The organism is Streptomyces yatensis (assembly GCF_018069625.1).
Lineage (GTDB): Bacteria > Actinomycetota > Actinomycetes > Streptomycetales > Streptomycetaceae > Streptomyces > Streptomyces yatensis.
Genome location: NZ_CP072941.1, coordinates 9058162 through 9072903 on the forward strand (window position 1 = coordinate 9058162; position 14742 = coordinate 9072903).

14 protein-coding genes are annotated in these 14742 nt (G+C 71.6%); 3 read left to right on the forward strand and 11 right to left on the reverse strand.

Annotated features, from left to right (window positions below; translation table 11 throughout):
- The first annotated feature begins 121 nt into the window (after positions 1-121).
- Positions 122-1741: an ATP-binding cassette domain-containing protein gene (locus J8403_RS37950; RefSeq protein ID WP_211127131.1), complete on the forward strand. Its 1620-nt coding sequence runs from the start codon at positions 122-124 to the stop codon at positions 1739-1741.
- A 97-nt stretch (positions 1742-1838) separates the two neighbouring features.
- Here the strand turns inward: J8403_RS37950 and J8403_RS37955 are convergent, their stop codons facing one another.
- From J8403_RS37955 to J8403_RS37970, 4 genes are all read right to left on the reverse strand, one after another.
- Positions 1839-3053, reverse strand: coding sequence for a PP2C family protein-serine/threonine phosphatase (locus J8403_RS37955; protein WP_211127132.1), 1215 nt, complete (start codon positions 3051-3053; stop codon positions 1839-1841).
- 114 nt (positions 3054-3167) lie between these two features.
- A complete protein-coding gene (locus J8403_RS37960; RefSeq protein WP_211127133.1) occupies positions 3168-4436 on the reverse strand; it encodes a YbfB/YjiJ family MFS transporter in 1269 nt (422 codons plus the stop codon).
- An 88-nt stretch (positions 4437-4524) separates the two neighbouring features.
- Complete coding sequence (locus tag J8403_RS37965) at positions 4525-4905, reverse strand: nuclear transport factor 2 family protein (RefSeq protein ID WP_211127134.1); 381 nt, start codon at positions 4903-4905, stop codon at positions 4525-4527.
- Positions 4906-4994: 89 nt separating this feature from the next.
- Positions 4995-5708 carry an SDR family NAD(P)-dependent oxidoreductase gene (locus J8403_RS37970; RefSeq protein ID WP_211127135.1) on the reverse strand — a complete coding sequence of 238 codons (714 nt, stop codon included), beginning with the start codon at positions 5706-5708 and terminating at the stop codon, positions 4995-4997.
- Between the two features lie 277 nt (positions 5709-5985).
- Between J8403_RS37970 and J8403_RS37975 the strand changes: the two genes are divergently transcribed.
- Positions 5986-6909: a LysR family transcriptional regulator gene (locus J8403_RS37975; RefSeq protein ID WP_211128634.1), complete on the forward strand. Its 924-nt coding sequence runs from the start codon at positions 5986-5988 to the stop codon at positions 6907-6909.
- A gap of 118 nt (positions 6910-7027) precedes the next feature.
- Here J8403_RS37975 and J8403_RS37980 read toward each other — a convergent pair whose 3' ends face one another.
- The 3 genes from J8403_RS37980 to J8403_RS37990 all read right to left on the reverse strand — a co-directional run bounded on the left by J8403_RS37980 (position 7028) and on the right by J8403_RS37990 (position 9586).
- Positions 7028-7843 carry a DUF899 family protein gene (locus J8403_RS37980; RefSeq protein ID WP_211127136.1) on the reverse strand — a complete coding sequence of 272 codons (816 nt, stop codon included), beginning with the start codon at positions 7841-7843 and terminating at the stop codon, positions 7028-7030.
- Positions 7844-7994: 151 nt separating this feature from the next.
- Positions 7995-9170: an RNA polymerase sigma factor gene (locus tag J8403_RS37985; protein ID WP_211127137.1), complete on the reverse strand. Its 1176-nt coding sequence runs from the start codon at positions 9168-9170 to the stop codon at positions 7995-7997.
- Positions 9167-9586: a YciI family protein gene (locus J8403_RS37990; RefSeq protein ID WP_211127138.1), complete on the reverse strand. Its 420-nt coding sequence runs from the start codon at positions 9584-9586 to the stop codon at positions 9167-9169. The genes J8403_RS37985 and J8403_RS37990 overlap by 4 nt, the downstream gene beginning before the upstream one ends.
- A gap of 303 nt (positions 9587-9889) precedes the next feature.
- Here J8403_RS37990 and J8403_RS37995 point away from each other — a divergent pair, with 303 nt between their 5' ends.
- A complete protein-coding gene (locus tag J8403_RS37995) occupies positions 9890-10687 on the forward strand; it encodes an SDR family oxidoreductase (protein WP_211127139.1) in 798 nt (265 codons plus the stop codon).
- On the opposite strand, the gene J8403_RS38000 is transcribed toward J8403_RS37995, so the two are convergent.
- The 4 genes from J8403_RS38000 to J8403_RS38015 form a co-directional block, all read right to left on the reverse strand.
- Positions 10678-11571: a sigma factor-like helix-turn-helix DNA-binding protein gene (locus tag J8403_RS38000; RefSeq protein ID WP_211127140.1), complete on the reverse strand. Its 894-nt coding sequence runs from the start codon at positions 11569-11571 to the stop codon at positions 10678-10680. The two genes, J8403_RS37995 and J8403_RS38000, sit on opposite strands and share 10 nt — an antisense overlap.
- A gap of 20 nt (positions 11572-11591) precedes the next feature.
- Entirely contained in the window at positions 11592-11915 is a 324-nt protein-coding gene (locus tag J8403_RS38005) for a hypothetical protein (RefSeq protein ID WP_211127141.1), read from the reverse strand.
- A 240-nt stretch (positions 11916-12155) separates the two neighbouring features.
- Positions 12156-12902, reverse strand: a complete 747-nt coding sequence (locus J8403_RS38010) for an SDR family oxidoreductase (RefSeq protein WP_211127142.1) — start codon at positions 12900-12902, stop codon at positions 12156-12158.
- 35 nt (positions 12903-12937) lie between these two features.
- Positions 12938-14638 carry an L-aspartate oxidase gene (locus tag J8403_RS38015; protein ID WP_211128635.1) on the reverse strand — a complete coding sequence of 567 codons (1701 nt, stop codon included), beginning with the start codon at positions 14636-14638 and terminating at the stop codon, positions 12938-12940.
- Positions 14639-14742: the final 104 nt, after the last annotated feature.

The window sequence follows — 14742 nt, forward strand, 5'->3', positions numbered from 1 at the left end:
TGGCCCGGCCCCCGCGTTCAGCCATCTGCGGGCGTCCTCGGGCCCGGTTGGGGAATTCGCCGGGCCCGGTTCGGGAAATCGCTTTGCCGACCGGGCGGCCGGGCCGTGAGAATGCCGGACCATGGGACATCTGGAGGCCGCGCACCTCGCCTTTTTCCTGCCCGACGGACGACTGCTGCTCGGCGATGTGTCGTTCCGCGTCGCGGAGGGCACGGTGGCCGCCCTGGTCGGGCCCAACGGGGCGGGCAAGACCACGCTGCTGCGGCTGGTCTCCGGCGAGGTGGAGCCGCACGGCGGCACGGTCACGGTCAGCGGCTCGCTCGGGGTGATGCCGCAGTTCATCGGCTCCGTGCGCGATGAGCGGACGGTGCGCGACCTGCTGGTGTCGGTGGCCCAGCCCCGGGTCCGCGAGGCCGCCCGCGCGGTCGACGCGGCCGAGCTGGCGATCATGGAGCGGGACGACGAGGCCGCCCAGATGGCCTACGCCCAGAGCCTGAGCGACTGGGCCGAGGCGCGTGGCTACGAGGCCGAGACGGTATGGGACATGTGCACCACGGCGGCGCTCGGAGTGCCGTACGAACGGGCCCAGTGGCGCCAGGTGCGCACCCTCAGCGGCGGTGAGCAGAAGCGGCTGGTGCTGGAGGCGCTGCTGCGCGGGCCCGACGATGTGCTGCTGCTGGACGAGCCGGACAACTACCTGGATGTGCCGGGCAAGCAGTGGCTGGAGGAGCGGCTGCGCGAGACCCGTAAGACCGTGCTGTTCATCAGCCACGACCGGGAACTGCTGGCCCGCGCCGCCGACCGGATCGTCAGCGTCGAGCCGAGCCCGGCGGGCAGCGATGTGTGGGTGCACGGCGCCGGCTTCGCCACCTACCACGACGCCCGCGAGGAGCGGTTCGAGCGCTTCGAGGAACTCCGGCGGCGCTGGGACGAGAAGCATGCCCAGCTCAAACGGCTGGTGCTGGACATGCAGCGGTACGCGGCGCGCAGCGATGAGATGGCCTCCCGCTACCAGGCCGCCAAGACCCGGCTGCGGAAGTTCGAGGAGGCAGGGCCGCCACCGGAGCCCCCGCGCAAACAGGACATCACCATGCGGCTCGCGGGCGGACGCACCGGGGTGCGGGCGCTGACCTGCCGGGCGCTGGAGCTGGAGGGCCTGATGCGCCCCTTCGACCTGGAGGTCTTCTACGGTGAGCGGGTGGCCGTCCTGGGGTCCAACGGCTCGGGCAAGTCCCACTTCCTGCGGCTCCTGGCGGGCCAGAGCGTCGACCACCGGGGGGAGTGGAAGCTGGGCGCGCGGGTCGTGCCCGGTCACTTCGCCCAGACCCACGCCCATCCGGAGCTCTTCGGGCGCACGCTGGTCGACATCCTGTGGACCGAGCACGCCCGGGACCGGGGCCGCGCGATGAGCGCGCTACGGCGCTATGAGCTCGACCGCCAGGGCGACCAGACCTTCGACCGGCTCTCGGGCGGTCAGCAGGCCCGGTTCCAGATCCTGCTGCTCGAACTGGCCGGGACGACCGCGCTGCTGCTGGACGAGCCCACGGACAACCTGGACCTGGAGTCGGCCGAAGCGCTGCAGGACGGGCTCGGCGCCTATGACGGGACGGTGCTGGCTGTCACCCATGACCGCTGGTTCGCGCGGTCCTTCGACCGCTTCCTGGTCTTCGGTTCGGACGGTGTCGTCCGCGAGACGGCGGAGCCGGTCTGGGACGAGCGCCGCGTCGACCGGGTCCGCTGAGCGCTCCGCGGGAAGTGCCGCGAGGTGCGTCGTTCATCCGCGGCGGTGTCGTGGCCGGTCGCCCATGCGGCGGAGCCGCGTATCGACACGCCGCGGATCAGCGGTGGGCGCCGTTGACCGGCACGATCCTCTTCAGCTGCTGGACCGGGTGGAGGGCGGGCGAGCGCTGGATGACCACCATGGCGGCGTCGTCCCCCAGCCGCCCGCCGACATGGTCCAGCAGATCGCGGCGGAGGTGGAGCAGCAGCCCTTCGGGACCGGAGCCGCTCCACTGCCCGACCCGTTGGGCCAGCGGATAGAAGGACCCGTCGGGGGCGCGGGCCTCGATCACCCCGTCCGTGTAGAGCAGCAGCGTGTCACCGTCCTCGAAGGGGAAGGCGTCGGGCGTGCCGGAGGAGCTCGAGCCCCTCGGGAGTCCGCACATGCCCAGCGGAGGGGCGGGCTGGGTCGCGGACAGGGTGGTCACCCCGCCCCGCTCGGGCAGCAGCAGGGGCGGCGGATGCCCGCAGTTGGTCATGTACACCACGTTGTCCTCGTCCGGGATGTCGACCAGCAGGGCGGTGATGAAGTGCTCTTTGAGCTCCGCCTCCGCCGCGAGCCGCTCGGCGGCACCGACGCGCTCGGCGTGCGCGATGGTGGTGTGCTCGGCCAGATGCCGGCAGACGCTGCGCTCCAGGACATCGGCGAGCTCCACCAGCCCGGGGCTGAAATGGGCGGCCTCCCGGAAGGCACCCATCAGCACCGACGCGTCGCTGATGGAGGTCAGCCCCTTGCCCCGGACATCTCCGATGATCAGCCGTGTGCAGTCCTTGACCCGGGTCGCCGCGTACAGGTCCCCGCCGATCTGCGCCTCGTCCTCGGCCGCCATGTACAGCGAGGCGACCCGCAGCGGGCCCAGCCGGTGCGGCAACGGCCGCAGTACGACCCGCTGCGTGGCCTCGGACACCGACCGCACCCGGGCCAGCTCACGGTGGCGCCGCCGCTGCTCCTGGGCGTAGACCACGATGAGCAGCGAGATCACGGCGATGGCCGCGATCTGCACCTGGTGATTGACGGTGAAGCCACCGCGCAGCGCCGCGATGACCACCTGGGCCGCCACCGCCAGCGCGCCGATCAGCGCGGTGACCCGGGGACCGGCGAACGACGGGGTGAGGGCCGGGGCGACCACCAGCAGGGGGCCCAGATGGACCTGGGTCGGGGTCAGCAGGTCCACACAGGTGATCACCACGATCAGCCCGACCGGGATCGCCACCAAGGCGTGTCCCGGTTGCCATGGCCTCATCAGATCCGTCAGCCGCCGACGAAACCCCATGTCTTCCACTGTGCACCCGTCGATCCCCCTTCTGAGGGACCGGCCCGGTCGGCCGGGGATGCCCGGATCCGGCTGAGGGGCGTGCCACCCACGACGGCGGGCCTCCTGCGGAGGTCAGTCCGCCTGCGCCCGCGCGGTGTCGACGGCCGCGGGCTGCCCGCCCGGTGCGGGTTCCGAGCGCGCGACCGGATGGCCGGGCGTGGGCATGTGGTGGGGGAAACCGATCCGGAGCAGGGCTGCCGCGACGGCGGCCGCCAGGACGACGGCGGCCGCGAGGATCAGGGCCTGGTGGTACCCGTGGCGCAGCAGCGGGGTGGCGACCAGCGGACCGAGGATCTGGCCCACCGAGTATCCGGCCGTCAGCAGGGCGACCGCGCGCGGGAAGCGCAGATGCGCGCCGGTCGCGAGCGCGAGCGTGCTGACGCCGATGAACGTGGCGCCGAAGAGCACCGCGGAGAGCAGCGCGGCGGCGACGCCACCGATCAGCGCGGGCAGCGCGATGCCGACGGCCTGGACGGCCAGGGCGGCCAGCAGCAGGCCCGGGCGGGACCAGCGCCGGCCCAGCCCCGCCCACAGCGCGGCGGACGGGATGGCCGCCAGGCCGACCAGCACCCAGGCACCACTGCCGATCCAGCCGGGAGAGCTCTGCTCGATCGCGGCCACCAGGAAGGTGCCCGCGATGATGTAGCCGATGCCCTCCAGCGTGTAGGACGCCAGGAGCGCGGTGAACCACCGATGGGTGCGCGGGCCGGCCGCCCGCCGCTCCGCGCCGGGCGTGGCGGACGCCGACGGGGGCGCGGGTTCCGGCCGCAGGAACCATGCCGGCATGGCGAGCAGCGCCGTCAGCCCGGCCGAGGCCCACCACGCGGCCTGCCAGTCGGCGATGGTGCGCAGGGCGAGGACGAGCAGCCCGGACAGGGCGATACCGGCCCCGACTCCCCCGAAGGCCCACCCCGGCAGGTGCGCGGGGTGGTCGCGCAGATGGCTGAGCAGGGAACCGGCGGCGATGACGAAGATCAGCGCACTGGCCACGCCCGCACCCAGCCGGAGCACCAGCCATACGCCGGGGGAGTGGGTCAGCGGCATCGCGGCCAGGGACACCGCCAGCACCACCAGGCAACCCCGCAGCACGGCCGGGGAACGCGTCAGCCGGGGCAGGAAGGTTCCGGCGAGCGCGCCGAGCAGATAGCCGACGTAGTTGGCGGTGGCGAGATTCGCCCCCGTCGCGGCGGACAGCCCGGCCTGAGCGTGCATCAGGGGAAGAATCGGGGTGTAGACGAAACGGCCCACACCCATGCCCGCTCCCAGCGCGGCGGCGGCCTGGACGACATGGCCCCAGGGTGAGTGACGTAGGCCTCGGGCGTCGGTGACGTGCTGCTGCATGGCCCCAGGCTGCGCCCGCCACCAGGGCGAATGCCAGGATCGGCGTCCTCTCTGCTGGTAGGCGCAGCCTCTTACGGGCGCCGACGCCTCAGTGATCAGCGACGATCCGGGAGACGTGATACTGGCGGATCCGCCAACCGCCGCCCTCGCGCCGCAGGACCAACGACAGATGTACCGCGGCCTCCCAGCCCGTCGGATCCCGGAAGGTGACGTCGGCGAAGCCACCGGCCACGTGTTCGCCGATCCGGTAGCCCTGGACGTTCCCCAGATGGGCCCTGCGGTAGTCCGGAACGGCCGCGTAGTAGCCGCGCACCGCGTCCCGGCCGGAGATCGTTTCGGGTCCGAACCCCTGGAAGAGGGCGTCGGGGGTGAACAGGTCGGCCATCGCGTCCGTCCGGTGGCCGTCGAAAGCGGCCTGCCAGCGGCTCAGCACCTCGTGCAGGGGGTCGTTCAGCGAATCAGTACTCATGGTGTCAGCTCCGATGAGGGGCGTCGCCTGAGAGCCGACGCCGAGAAGGGCGCCCGGGCGGCGGGAATGACGCCCGGGCGGTGCGGGCGTCAGTGGCCGGCGCTCTGGCCGCCGTCGACGTGGAGGATCTCGCCGGTGACGAAGGGGGCGTTCTCCAGGTAGGTCACGGCGTCGACGATGTCGCCGATCTCTCCCATCCGGCCGACCGGGTGGAGGGCGGCGAGGGTGTCGTGGTACTCCGCCGGGTGCATCGGCGTCTTGATGATGCCGAGTGACACGGCGTTGCTGCGCACCCCACGGGTGGCGTATTCGATGGCCAGGGCCTTGGTCGCCGACTGGAGTCCGCCCTTGGTCAGGGAGGCCAGTACGGAGGCGACCGCGGAGTTGGCGTGGTCGACCAGGCTGGTGGTGATCTGGACGACATGCCCGCCGCCCTGACGGAGCATCTGCTCGACCGCGAGCTGGGTGATGCGGAAGAAACCGCTCAGGTTGATGCCGGTGACCGTGTCGTAGTCCTGCTGCGTGTACTCGGTGAACGGCTTGGCGACGAAGACGCCGGCGTTGTTCACCAGCGTGTCGATGCGGCCGAAGCGCTCTATCGCGGCGCCGGCCACCCGCTCGGCGGTGGCGGGGTCGGCGATGTCGCCCTGGACGGTGAGGAGCTGCGGGTCCGGTGAGGGAGCGATCCCGCGCGAGGTCGCGACGACGGCGTAGCCGAGCTTCCGGTAGGCCTCGACCAGGCCCGCGCCGATGCCCTGGGAGGCGCCGGTGATGATGGCGACCTTCTGGTCAGGAGTGCTCATGGTGACTGTCTCCAGTGGGGTTGTCCGGACCGGTGTTCATGACCGGCTCTCCATGAACATAGACGACCGGTCGACAAAAACCCAAGGAGGGCGAGGTGCCTCCCACTCGCCCCGGCACCGCTGTGACCTGCGATGGGAGGCGGCGCCTGCCAGCTGGGAGGAAGCCGGTCACATGGACGCCCCGATACGAGACCGTCCGCACCCGTGCGTCGGGGCCGCAGAGCGGGAGTACCCGGGGACGAGGGCGGGACCGGCCGGGGCTCCGGCCGCGGGTAGCATTGCGGGCGTGGAGCTGCGCCAGTTGCGGTATTTCGTCGCTGTAGCCGAGGAGCTGAACTTCGGCCGGGCCGCGGAGCGGCTCCTGATCGCCGGCCCCTCCCTCTCCCAGCAGATCAAGTCGCTGGAACGGGATCTCGGCGTCCGGCTCTTCGACCGCGACCGCCGTTCGGTGGCCCTCACTCCGGCCGGTGCGGCCCTGCTCCCGCACACCCGGGACCTGCTCGAGCGCGCCGACGACCTCCGCAACCGCGCCGCCAGGATCGCGGGCTCGGAACCGGTCCGGCTCGGCTACGTCAACTGGCTGCCCGCCGACCTGACCGCCCGCGCCTCATCGGTGGCGCGCCTGCACATCGACGCCTGGGTCGCGCCCTCCCACGCCCAGGCCGCCCGCGTCGCCGACGGCGGCCTCGACCTCGCGGTGTGCTGGATCCGTGACGACGACCTGGAGAAGCTGGGACTCGGCGCCAGACTCATCGGCGCGGAGCGGCTCTACGCCGTCTCGGCCGGGCAGGACACCGGCGAGGTCCGCGCCCGGGACACCGTCGCGCTGCTGGACGACGACACCACCACATGGCTCTCCTGGAACGACTACGCGGGGCGACTGGCCGAAGAAACCGGCGTCCCGGTGGCGCGCATCACGGACGGCGGCATCACCGGTCCCGTGTTCTTCGACCATGTGCGCCGGAGCGGGCGGCCCGTCCTCAACTCGCCCAAGGGCCAGACCACTTCGCTGCCGCCCGATCTGGCCGCCCGCCCCGTGGCCGGGCCGAAGCTCTACTGGACCTGGTCTCTCGTCTGGCGCCGGGACGAACTCCGCCCGGCCGTACTGAGCACCGTCGACGCCCTGACGGAAGGCGTCGGCGACTTCGGCATCCACGCGCCGGACGCATGGCTCCCCGACGGGGATCCGTACAAGCGGTAGACCGGGTCGGACCCCGGGGGAGTGGCAAGCCTGGACGGCGTCCGTCTCCCACCAGGGCCCGTGTCGACCGGGCGCGCGGGCGCCCCACGCCCTTGCCGACACCGTCGGCGAAGGCGTGTCAGCAGTGCGGGCCCTGCCTTCCGAGGGTCTCCGCGCGGGTCGCTCCGGGGCGGGTCCACTGCGCTGCGGGGCGGCTGGTCGGGCCCCAGGCGGCGTTCCCGTCCGCGTCCGTGCGCCAGTACCAGCAGATCGGCGCGCCATGCCCGCCGACCGGCGCGCCGACCTCAGGGGCCTCGGGCCAGCCCTCGGGGTCGTCCTCCCACGCCTCGCGGCGACCGTAGGGCGTCATGTCGAGCAGGCCGAGGAACCCGCTGGCCGTCTCGTTGCCACGGCCGGTCGTGGAGTAGGTGAGGAACACCCGGTCGCCGTCGCGCAGGAAGCAGGTGAGGTAACCCATGTCCCCGCCGACCGGCGCGTCCACGTCGCGCACCGAGTACCAGGGCTGGGTGTAGCCCATGAAGTCGACGAAGGAGGCCACCTCGTCCCACCGGCCCGTGGTCACGATGGCGAACGAGACGCCGCGGGCATTGAGGTACACGGCGTCCTTCAGCTGCCAGGCCGTGGTGGTGCAGCCCTCGCACTGCCCCTGGTGCGGCGCGCCGTCGTACCACATGTGCTTGTAGACCATGAGCTCGTCGCGGCCCTGGAACAGGTCCAGGAACGGGACCGGGCCATCCGGTCCGACGACTTCGACCGTCCCGTCGAACTCCACCATCGGCAGCCAGCGGCGGGCCGCGGCGATGGCGTCGCCCTCGCGGGTGTGGGCCTTCTCGCGGACCAGCAGCTCGTCACGGGCGGCCTGCCAGGTGGCCAGGTCGACGATGGGCGGGCGGCCGGGCAGCGTGGTGGTCGGGTCGTCCGGTGCGGTCGTCATGGTTGTCCTCCGAGGTGTCTCGTACCGGGCAGCGTCGTACGGCGTCCGACGACGGTCACCAGAACAGACTCGCGTCCCGGCCGGAACTCATCGCGGCACCGCGCGCACCCGGCCGAGCCCGCGCGGAGGCCGGGCCGCCGGGCGCGACGCGTCAGCCACGCCGAAGGGTGTTGAGCCGGGCGGCCTGGCGGGTCAGATAGTCGCGCTCGGCGAGGTTGGGCGCCTGGTGGGCCGCCTCTGCGTACAGCCGTGCCGCCGTCGCCAGGTCGCCGTCGCGTTCGTGGAGGTACGCCGCCACCGCGGTGTGGCGGGGCATGGGGGATCCCCTCTTCGGAGAGGCCGGGGACGAGTCGGTCAGCTCCGCGAGCGCCGCCAGGCCGGCCCGCGGGCCGTCGGCCTCGCCGACGGCCACCGCGCGGTTGAGCCGGACGACCGGGCTGTCGGTCAGGCGCACGAGCTCGTCGTACCACTCCAGGATCTGCACCCAGTCGGTCTCCTCGACGGTGGGCGCGTCGGCGTGGAGTGCCGCGATGGCGGCCTGGGCCTGGAACTCGCCCAGCCGGTCGCGGGCGAGGGCCGCCTGCAGGATCACCACCCCCTCGGCGATCGACGCGGTGTCCCACCGGCCGCGGTCCTGCTCGGCGAGCGGCACCAGACTGCCGTCCGGCGCGGTCCGGGTGGCGCGCCGGGCGTGGTGGAGCAGCATGAGGGCGAGCAGCCCCGCCACTTCGGGGTGGTCGACCCGGGCCGCGAGCTGCCGGGTGAGCCGGATGGCCTCGGCGGAGAGGTCGACGTCGCCGGAGTAGCCCTCGTTGAAGACCAGGTAGAGGACGCGCAGCACGGTGGCGACATCGCCGGGCTGGTCGAATCGCACATCGGAGACGGTGCGCTTGGCCCGGCTGATGCGCTGCGCCATGGTCGCCTCGGGCACCAGATAGGCCTCGGCGATCTGGCGGGTGGTCAGCCCGCCCACGGCGCGCAGGGTGAGCGCGACCGCGGACGACGGCGTCAGCGACGGGTGGGCGCACAGGAAGTAGAGCTGGAGCGTGTCGTCCACCGCGGGCGCGGGCCCGGGCGCCGGCTCCTCCTCGACCCGGTCCTCACGCCGGCGGCGCGCGGCATCCGAGCGGGTGGCGTCGAGGAACTTGCGCCAGGCCACGGTGACCAGCCAGCCCTTCGCATCCCGCGGAGGGTCGGCCGGCCAGCCGCGGACCGCCTCGACCAGTGCGTCCTGTACGGCGTCCTCGGCCGCCGCGAAGTCGGCTCCGCGGCGGACGAGGATGGCGAGCACACTCGGCGTGAGGCTCCGGATCAGGGCCTCGTTCATTGATGAGGGCAGTCCGTGGTGTTGGGCGACTCGGCCAGGAACGGGCGCAGCTCGAGCCACTCGTGGATCGGCTTGCCGCCCGCCCCGGGGGCGGCCGACAGCTCCCCGGCCAGCTCGACGGCGCGCTCGTAGCTGTCGACGTCGATCACCATCCAGCCCGCGATGAGGTCCTTGGTCTCGGCGAACGGGCCGTCGGTGACCGGCGGGCGCCCCTCACCGTCGTACCGCACCCAGGTCCCCTCGGGGGCGAGTGCCTGGCCGCCGACGAACTCGCCGGTCTCCTCCAGCCGCGCCGCGAAGTCGTTCATGTACTTCATGTGCGCGGAGACCTCCTCCGGCGCCCACTGGTCCATGGGCACGTCGTTGACCGCGGCCGGAGCGCCACGGTAGTGCTTGAGCAGCAAGTACTTGGCCATCGTGTGTCTCCTCGGTGCTGATGCGACCCATTGTGGTCGCGTTCACCCCGGGGACGGAGCAGGTCGCGCGTTCTCGACATCGCCGGCCGAACTTTTTTGGCGCCCTTGGATGATCATGGGCGAGCCGTCCTTCCGGCCCCGCCGCCCGCGAGGCTCAGCGGGCTGCCCCGCCTTCAGCGGCACCTGTCACAGACGGGCGCACTACCCGGTCCATGTGATGTGAAGAGCCCCACGGTGAGCGCTGCCGTGGATGACGTCTTGGGGGCATCCGGACCGGCCTCCGCAGGAAGGGAAGGCTTCTCCATGAAGGTCGTTGTGATCGACGACGGTGGACCCCTGGGCGTCGAGACCGCTGCCGGAATCAGAGAACACGGACACGAGGCCCATCTGGTCTCGGCCTTCAGCGGGGTCGATGTCCTCACGGGAGAAGGCCTGGCCGAGGCCCTCGAAGGCTGCTCCGTCGTGGTCGATCTGTCCGGACCGCCCTCACTCGACGACGGGGTCCTCACGGAGGAATCCGGCCTGGTGATCGATGAGCAGGCGGTCATGGAGACGCTGTGCCGCGGGGCGGCCAACCTCCTCGCCGTGGAGGCCGCCGTCGGTGTGAGGCACCACGTCTCCTTGTCCGTGGTGGGTGTGGAGCGGTTGCGGGAGGAGGGGTACTTCCGGGCCCTGCACGCCCAGGAAGAGCTGATCAGGCGGTCTCCCATGCCGTACTCGATCATCCGCACCACCCAGCTCTTCGAGTCCGTCGGTGACATCGCCGATGCCGCCACGGAAGACTGGATCATCTGGCTGGCACCCGCCCAGATCCAGCCGGTGTCCTGTGCCGACGTCGCGACGCTGGTCGCGCACACCGCCTGCTTCCGCCCCCTCCTCGGCGTCCATGAGATCGCCGGCCCCGCCCAGATCCCGCTCGACGCGTTCGTCCGTGCCGTCCTCACCGACGCCGGGGAGCACCGCCGGGTGTTCATCGACTCCCGCAGCCCCTGCTTCGGCGCCGGTCTCAAACCCGGTGACCTCCTCCCCGGCGCCGACGCCCATATCGCCCCCACCCGCTACGGCGACTGGCTGGACGGGCACGCCGCCGCTCACAGGTGATCGGGACCGGGGGCGGGGGGCCGGTTCCAGGAGCGCAGTTTCTCGGGATTGAGGACGACCCAGACCTGTGCGACGCGGTGGTCGGTGACATCGAGGCTGATGACGGCGGCGACCCGGCGGTCGTAGCGGGCGACCAGGCCGGTGCGCCCGTTGACGGAATGGGTGGTCAGCGTGGTGCGCGGGCGGTGGGCCAGGAGGGTCAGCAGGCTGTGGGCGACCCCCCGGCTGCCGTGCGCGGGCCTGATCAGCGTCCGGACCTTGCCACCGCCGTCGAAGAACGCCGTGGCGTCCGGGCACAGCAGCGACGCGAGCTGCTCGGCGTCCTCGCTCGCACAGGCCCCGCGGACGGCGCGGACGAGGGCATCGTGCTCCTCCGGCGTCGTGGGGTGTGAGCGCCGCGTCCGGAGGCAGTGGCGGGCCCGGTCGGCGAGTTCGGCGCACTCCGGTTCGGTGCGCCCCACGATGTCGGCGACCGTATCGGGGGCCATGCCGAAGGCGTCATGGAGCACGAACACCGCCCGCTCGGGCGGCGGCAGCGAGTCCAGCGCGTTCAGCAGGACCCGGCTGACCTCCGCCACCAGCCTCGGCGGTACCCCCTCGGTGTCTCCGGTCTCCGTGCGGTGAACCTCTTTCCGGCCGGTCGCACCCCGGTCGGGGTGGGTGAGCCGGCTCAGACAGATCCCGCCCGCGGTCTTCGCGAGCCAGGACCGGGCCGCGGTGATCCGCCGGCGCTCCGCGTCGGACAGCCCGTACCACCGGCGGTAGGTCTCATCGACGACGTCCTCCGCCTCACGGGGGCCGCCCAGCATCCAGTAGGCGACGTCCAGCAGATACCGGCGTTCGTCGAGCAGCTCCGCGATCGGCACCGCGTCAGCGTGCTCCATACGGCAACCTCCCTCACGCGTCAGAAGGAACGGGTCAGGCTGAAAGAGCCGAGAGCGTCCCGAAGGATCTGCTGGACCTGGATCCGATCGGCTTCGGCCCGGACCCCACTGCGGGCCATCCGGTCCGGGTCATGGTCGGCACACCGCAGGGCCCGGCACACCGCATGAGACGAATCGCAGGCCCCGTCCACCACGTAGTACAGCCAAAACCGCTGGCAGTCGGCGGTGTGGAACCGCAGGCCCACCAGCCACTTGCCATGACGTCCGGAGCCGGAGCCGCAGGAAACACGCTCGATCTCCGCAGCGATACGCCGGCCGCAATCAGAGTCCGTATGGTGCCGCATGCTGTGTCATCTCCATTCCGACTCGGGCGATCGCGCCGGTGGCGCGCCGCCGTCGAGGTACGGGTACGGGTGAGACGATGAGCCTTTCTACCTGCGTGACCAGATGGCACTCCGACTTGTGACACCCGGCACCGGTATCGCGGCACCTTTTTGCCACTCTTCCGCCGGGCAGGCGAAGGCGCCCGTGGCGGGGGACGGCCGGTCCCCTCCGCCGACGGGCGCCGTGCGGCCGCCCGCGGGCTAGCGCTGCTGCACCAGCCAATCGTTGAACTTGGTCTCGGTGATCTCCGCGTCCGGACCCGGCAGCAGCGAGGTCTCCTGCAGCTCGACATCGAAGTACTTCGCGCCCGGGTCCGCGACGACCTGGCGGGGGTCGTTCCTGGCGGCGAGCATCTCGCGGATGAGCTGGTCGAGCTCGAACTCATCGGGGCCCGCGACCTCCACCACATCGTTGGTCGGGGTACCGAGCGCGGCGCGGTCCACGGCCGTGGCCAGGTCGTCGGAGTAGATGGGCCGGATCTTGACGTGGGCCAGGTGAACGGTGTCGCCCTCGGTCGCCGCGTCCGTCAGCCGGTTCATGAACTCGAAGAACTGGGTGGCGTGGACGATGGAGTACGGGATGCCGGACGCCTTGATCAGGTCCTCCTGGACCTGCTTGGCCCGGAAGTAGCCACTGTCCTGGAGCCGGTCGGTGCCGACCACGGACAGCACCACATGGTGCGCCACACCGGCCTGGGCCTCCGCCTCCAGGAGGTTGGTGGTGGAGGTGCGGAAGAAGTCCATCACGGCCTCGTCCTCGAACGAGGGGGAGTTGGACACGTCGACCACGACCGACGCGCCCTCCAGGACCTCGGCCAGCCCCTCGCCGGTCAGCGTGTTGACCCCGGTGTTGGGGGCCGCCGCGACCGCCTCGTGCCCGTGTGCCTTGAGCTTGCCGACCAGCTTCGAGCCGATGAGCCCCGTTCCACCGATCACTGCGATCTTCATAACGGATTCCTCTCTCGGTACTCAGTGTTACGAGGTCATTCGACGAGCTTTCCCTCGGTCGAGACCTCCTGCATCAGCGCGGAGATCTCGTCCGGTGCGGCCGGGATGCTCTCGTGGGTGACACCGGTCGTGGGGGACCACACGAGGTTGACCCGCAGAGCGGGATCGAGGTCGGGGTAGTCGCTGCGGTTGTGGCAGCCGCGGGTCTCGCGCCGCTCCAGCGCCGCTTCGAGGGTGGCCCGGGCCGACAGGGCGGCGGACTTCAGATCGAAGGCGTGCGCGAGGTCCTGGAAGCCGGCGATGTCCGGGTGCACGCCGACGTCCTGCATCCTCTTCTCGATCAGCGCGAGCTCCACCAGCCCGGCGCGCAGCCCCTCCTCGTCGCGTACGACCCCCGCATGCTCGGTCATGGTGTTGCGGATGGCGCGCTGCAGGGCGCGGACATTCTCCCGTCCGTCGGCCGCGAGAAGATCGTCGATCTCGGCGCGGGCCGCCGCGACGGCCGAGGCCGACCGCGGCTGCGCGGTCAGGGACGCCGAGTAGGCGGCGGCCGCCTGGCCCGTGATGCGGCCGAAGGCCAGCAGCTCGATGAGACTGTTCCCGCCGAGGCGGTTGGCGCCGTGCAGCCCGCTCGACGCCTCACCGATGGCGTACAGACCGCGGACGTCGGTGCTGTGGTCCTCGGGACGCACCCACACCCCGCCCATCGAGTAGTGCGCCGTGGGCGCGATCTCGATCGGATCGCGGGTGATGTCCAGCATCTGGAGGTCCAGCATGGTCTGGTAGACGCGGGGGAGCCTCGTCATGATCGTGTGCCGTGGCAGATGGGAGACGTCGAGCCACACCCCGCCGTTGGGCGTCCCGCGCCCTTCCTTGATCTCCGTGTAGGAGGCCAGGGCGACGCGATCGCGGGTGGACAGCTCCATGCGCGCCGGGTCGTAGCGGCTCATGAACCGTTCCCCGAGCGCGTTGCGCAGCGTGCCGCCCTCACCCCGGGCGGCCTCGCTGACGAGGGTGCCGGCCGCGTTCTCCGGCTCGATGATCCCGGAGGGATGGAACTGCACCAGCTCCGGGTCGCGCAGCCGGGCTCCGGCCTCCACGGCCAGGCGGAAGGAGTCGCCCGTGTTCTCGTCACGTCGTGAGGAGGTGCGCCGCCAGATACGGGTATGGCCACCCGCCGCGAGAATGACGGCGTCGGCGTGGATCAGATAGCGCGTTCCCTGCGTGAGGTCGAAGCCGTACGCGCCGAAAACGGCCCCGTCGTGGACCAGGAGCCGGGTGATGTACACGCCGTCGAGCACGGGGATGTCGAGCTGCTCCGCGCGTCTGATGAGGGTGCGCTGGATCTCCAGGCCGGTGTAGTCGCCGGCGAAGGCGGTGCGCCGGAATGTGTGCGCGCCGAAGAAGCGCTGGGAGATCCGCCCGTCCTCTTCCCTGGCGAAGTCCACGCCGTAGCGTTCCAGGTCGTCGATTCCCCGGGCGGCACCCTGAGTGACGATCTGGACCGTGCGGGGATCGGCCAGCAGATAGCTCTCCTTGAGCGTGTCGGCGGCGTGCTGCTGCCAGCTGTCCTCGGGATCCATGGTGCCGAGGGCCGCGTTGATCCCTCCGGCGGCGAGGGCGGTGTGGGCGTCCTCCTTGGGGCGCTTGCCGACGGCGAGGACGTCGACACCGGCCTCGGCCAGTTCGATCGCCGCCCGCAGCCCGGCCCCTCCGGTGCCGATCACCAGCACCATGGTGGAAAGACGTCGTTCGGTGATAGCCACGGTCTGCTCCGATCGTCGAGAGGTTGCCACTCACTACGACCAGACCGTCCCAGGATATGTGACACCTTTCGTTC

Excerpts from the sequence above, each read along its gene's own strand:
- J8403_RS37955 (WP_211127132.1), bottom strand. The coding sequence starts at position 3,053 with ATGGGGTTTCGTCGGCGGCTGACGGATCTGATGAGGCCATGGCAACCG.
- J8403_RS37950 (WP_211127131.1), top strand. The coding sequence starts at position 122 with ATGGGACATCTGGAGGCCGCGCACCTCGCCTTTTTCCTGCCCGACGGA.
- J8403_RS37985 (WP_211127137.1), bottom strand. The coding sequence starts at position 9,170 with ATGAACGAGGCCCTGATCCGGAGCCTCACGCCGAGTGTGCTCGCCATC.
- J8403_RS37970 (WP_211127135.1), bottom strand. The coding sequence starts at position 5,708 with ATGAGCACTCCTGACCAGAAGGTCGCCATCATCACCGGCGCCTCCCAG.
- J8403_RS37990 (WP_211127138.1), bottom strand. The coding sequence starts at position 9,586 with ATGGCCAAGTACTTGCTGCTCAAGCACTACCGTGGCGCTCCGGCCGCG.
- J8403_RS37965 (WP_211127134.1), bottom strand. The coding sequence starts at position 4,905 with ATGAGTACTGATTCGCTGAACGACCCCCTGCACGAGGTGCTGAGCCGC.
- J8403_RS38010 (WP_211127142.1), bottom strand. The coding sequence starts at position 12,902 with ATGAAGATCGCAGTGATCGGTGGAACGGGGCTCATCGGCTCGAAGCTG.
- J8403_RS38000 (WP_211127140.1), bottom strand. The coding sequence starts at position 11,571 with ATGGAGCACGCTGACGCGGTGCCGATCGCGGAGCTGCTCGACGAACGC.
- J8403_RS37980 (WP_211127136.1), bottom strand. The coding sequence starts at position 7,843 with ATGACGACCGCACCGGACGACCCGACCACCACGCTGCCCGGCCGCCCG.
- J8403_RS37960 (WP_211127133.1), bottom strand. The coding sequence starts at position 4,436 with ATGCAGCAGCACGTCACCGACGCCCGAGGCCTACGTCACTCACCCTGG.
- J8403_RS38015 (WP_211128635.1), bottom strand. The coding sequence starts at position 14,638 with ATGGTGCTGGTGATCGGCACCGGAGGGGCCGGGCTGCGGGCGGCGATC.
- J8403_RS37995 (WP_211127139.1), top strand. The coding sequence starts at position 9,890 with ATGAAGGTCGTTGTGATCGACGACGGTGGACCCCTGGGCGTCGAGACC.
- J8403_RS38005 (WP_211127141.1), bottom strand. The coding sequence starts at position 11,915 with ATGCGGCACCATACGGACTCTGATTGCGGCCGGCGTATCGCTGCGGAG.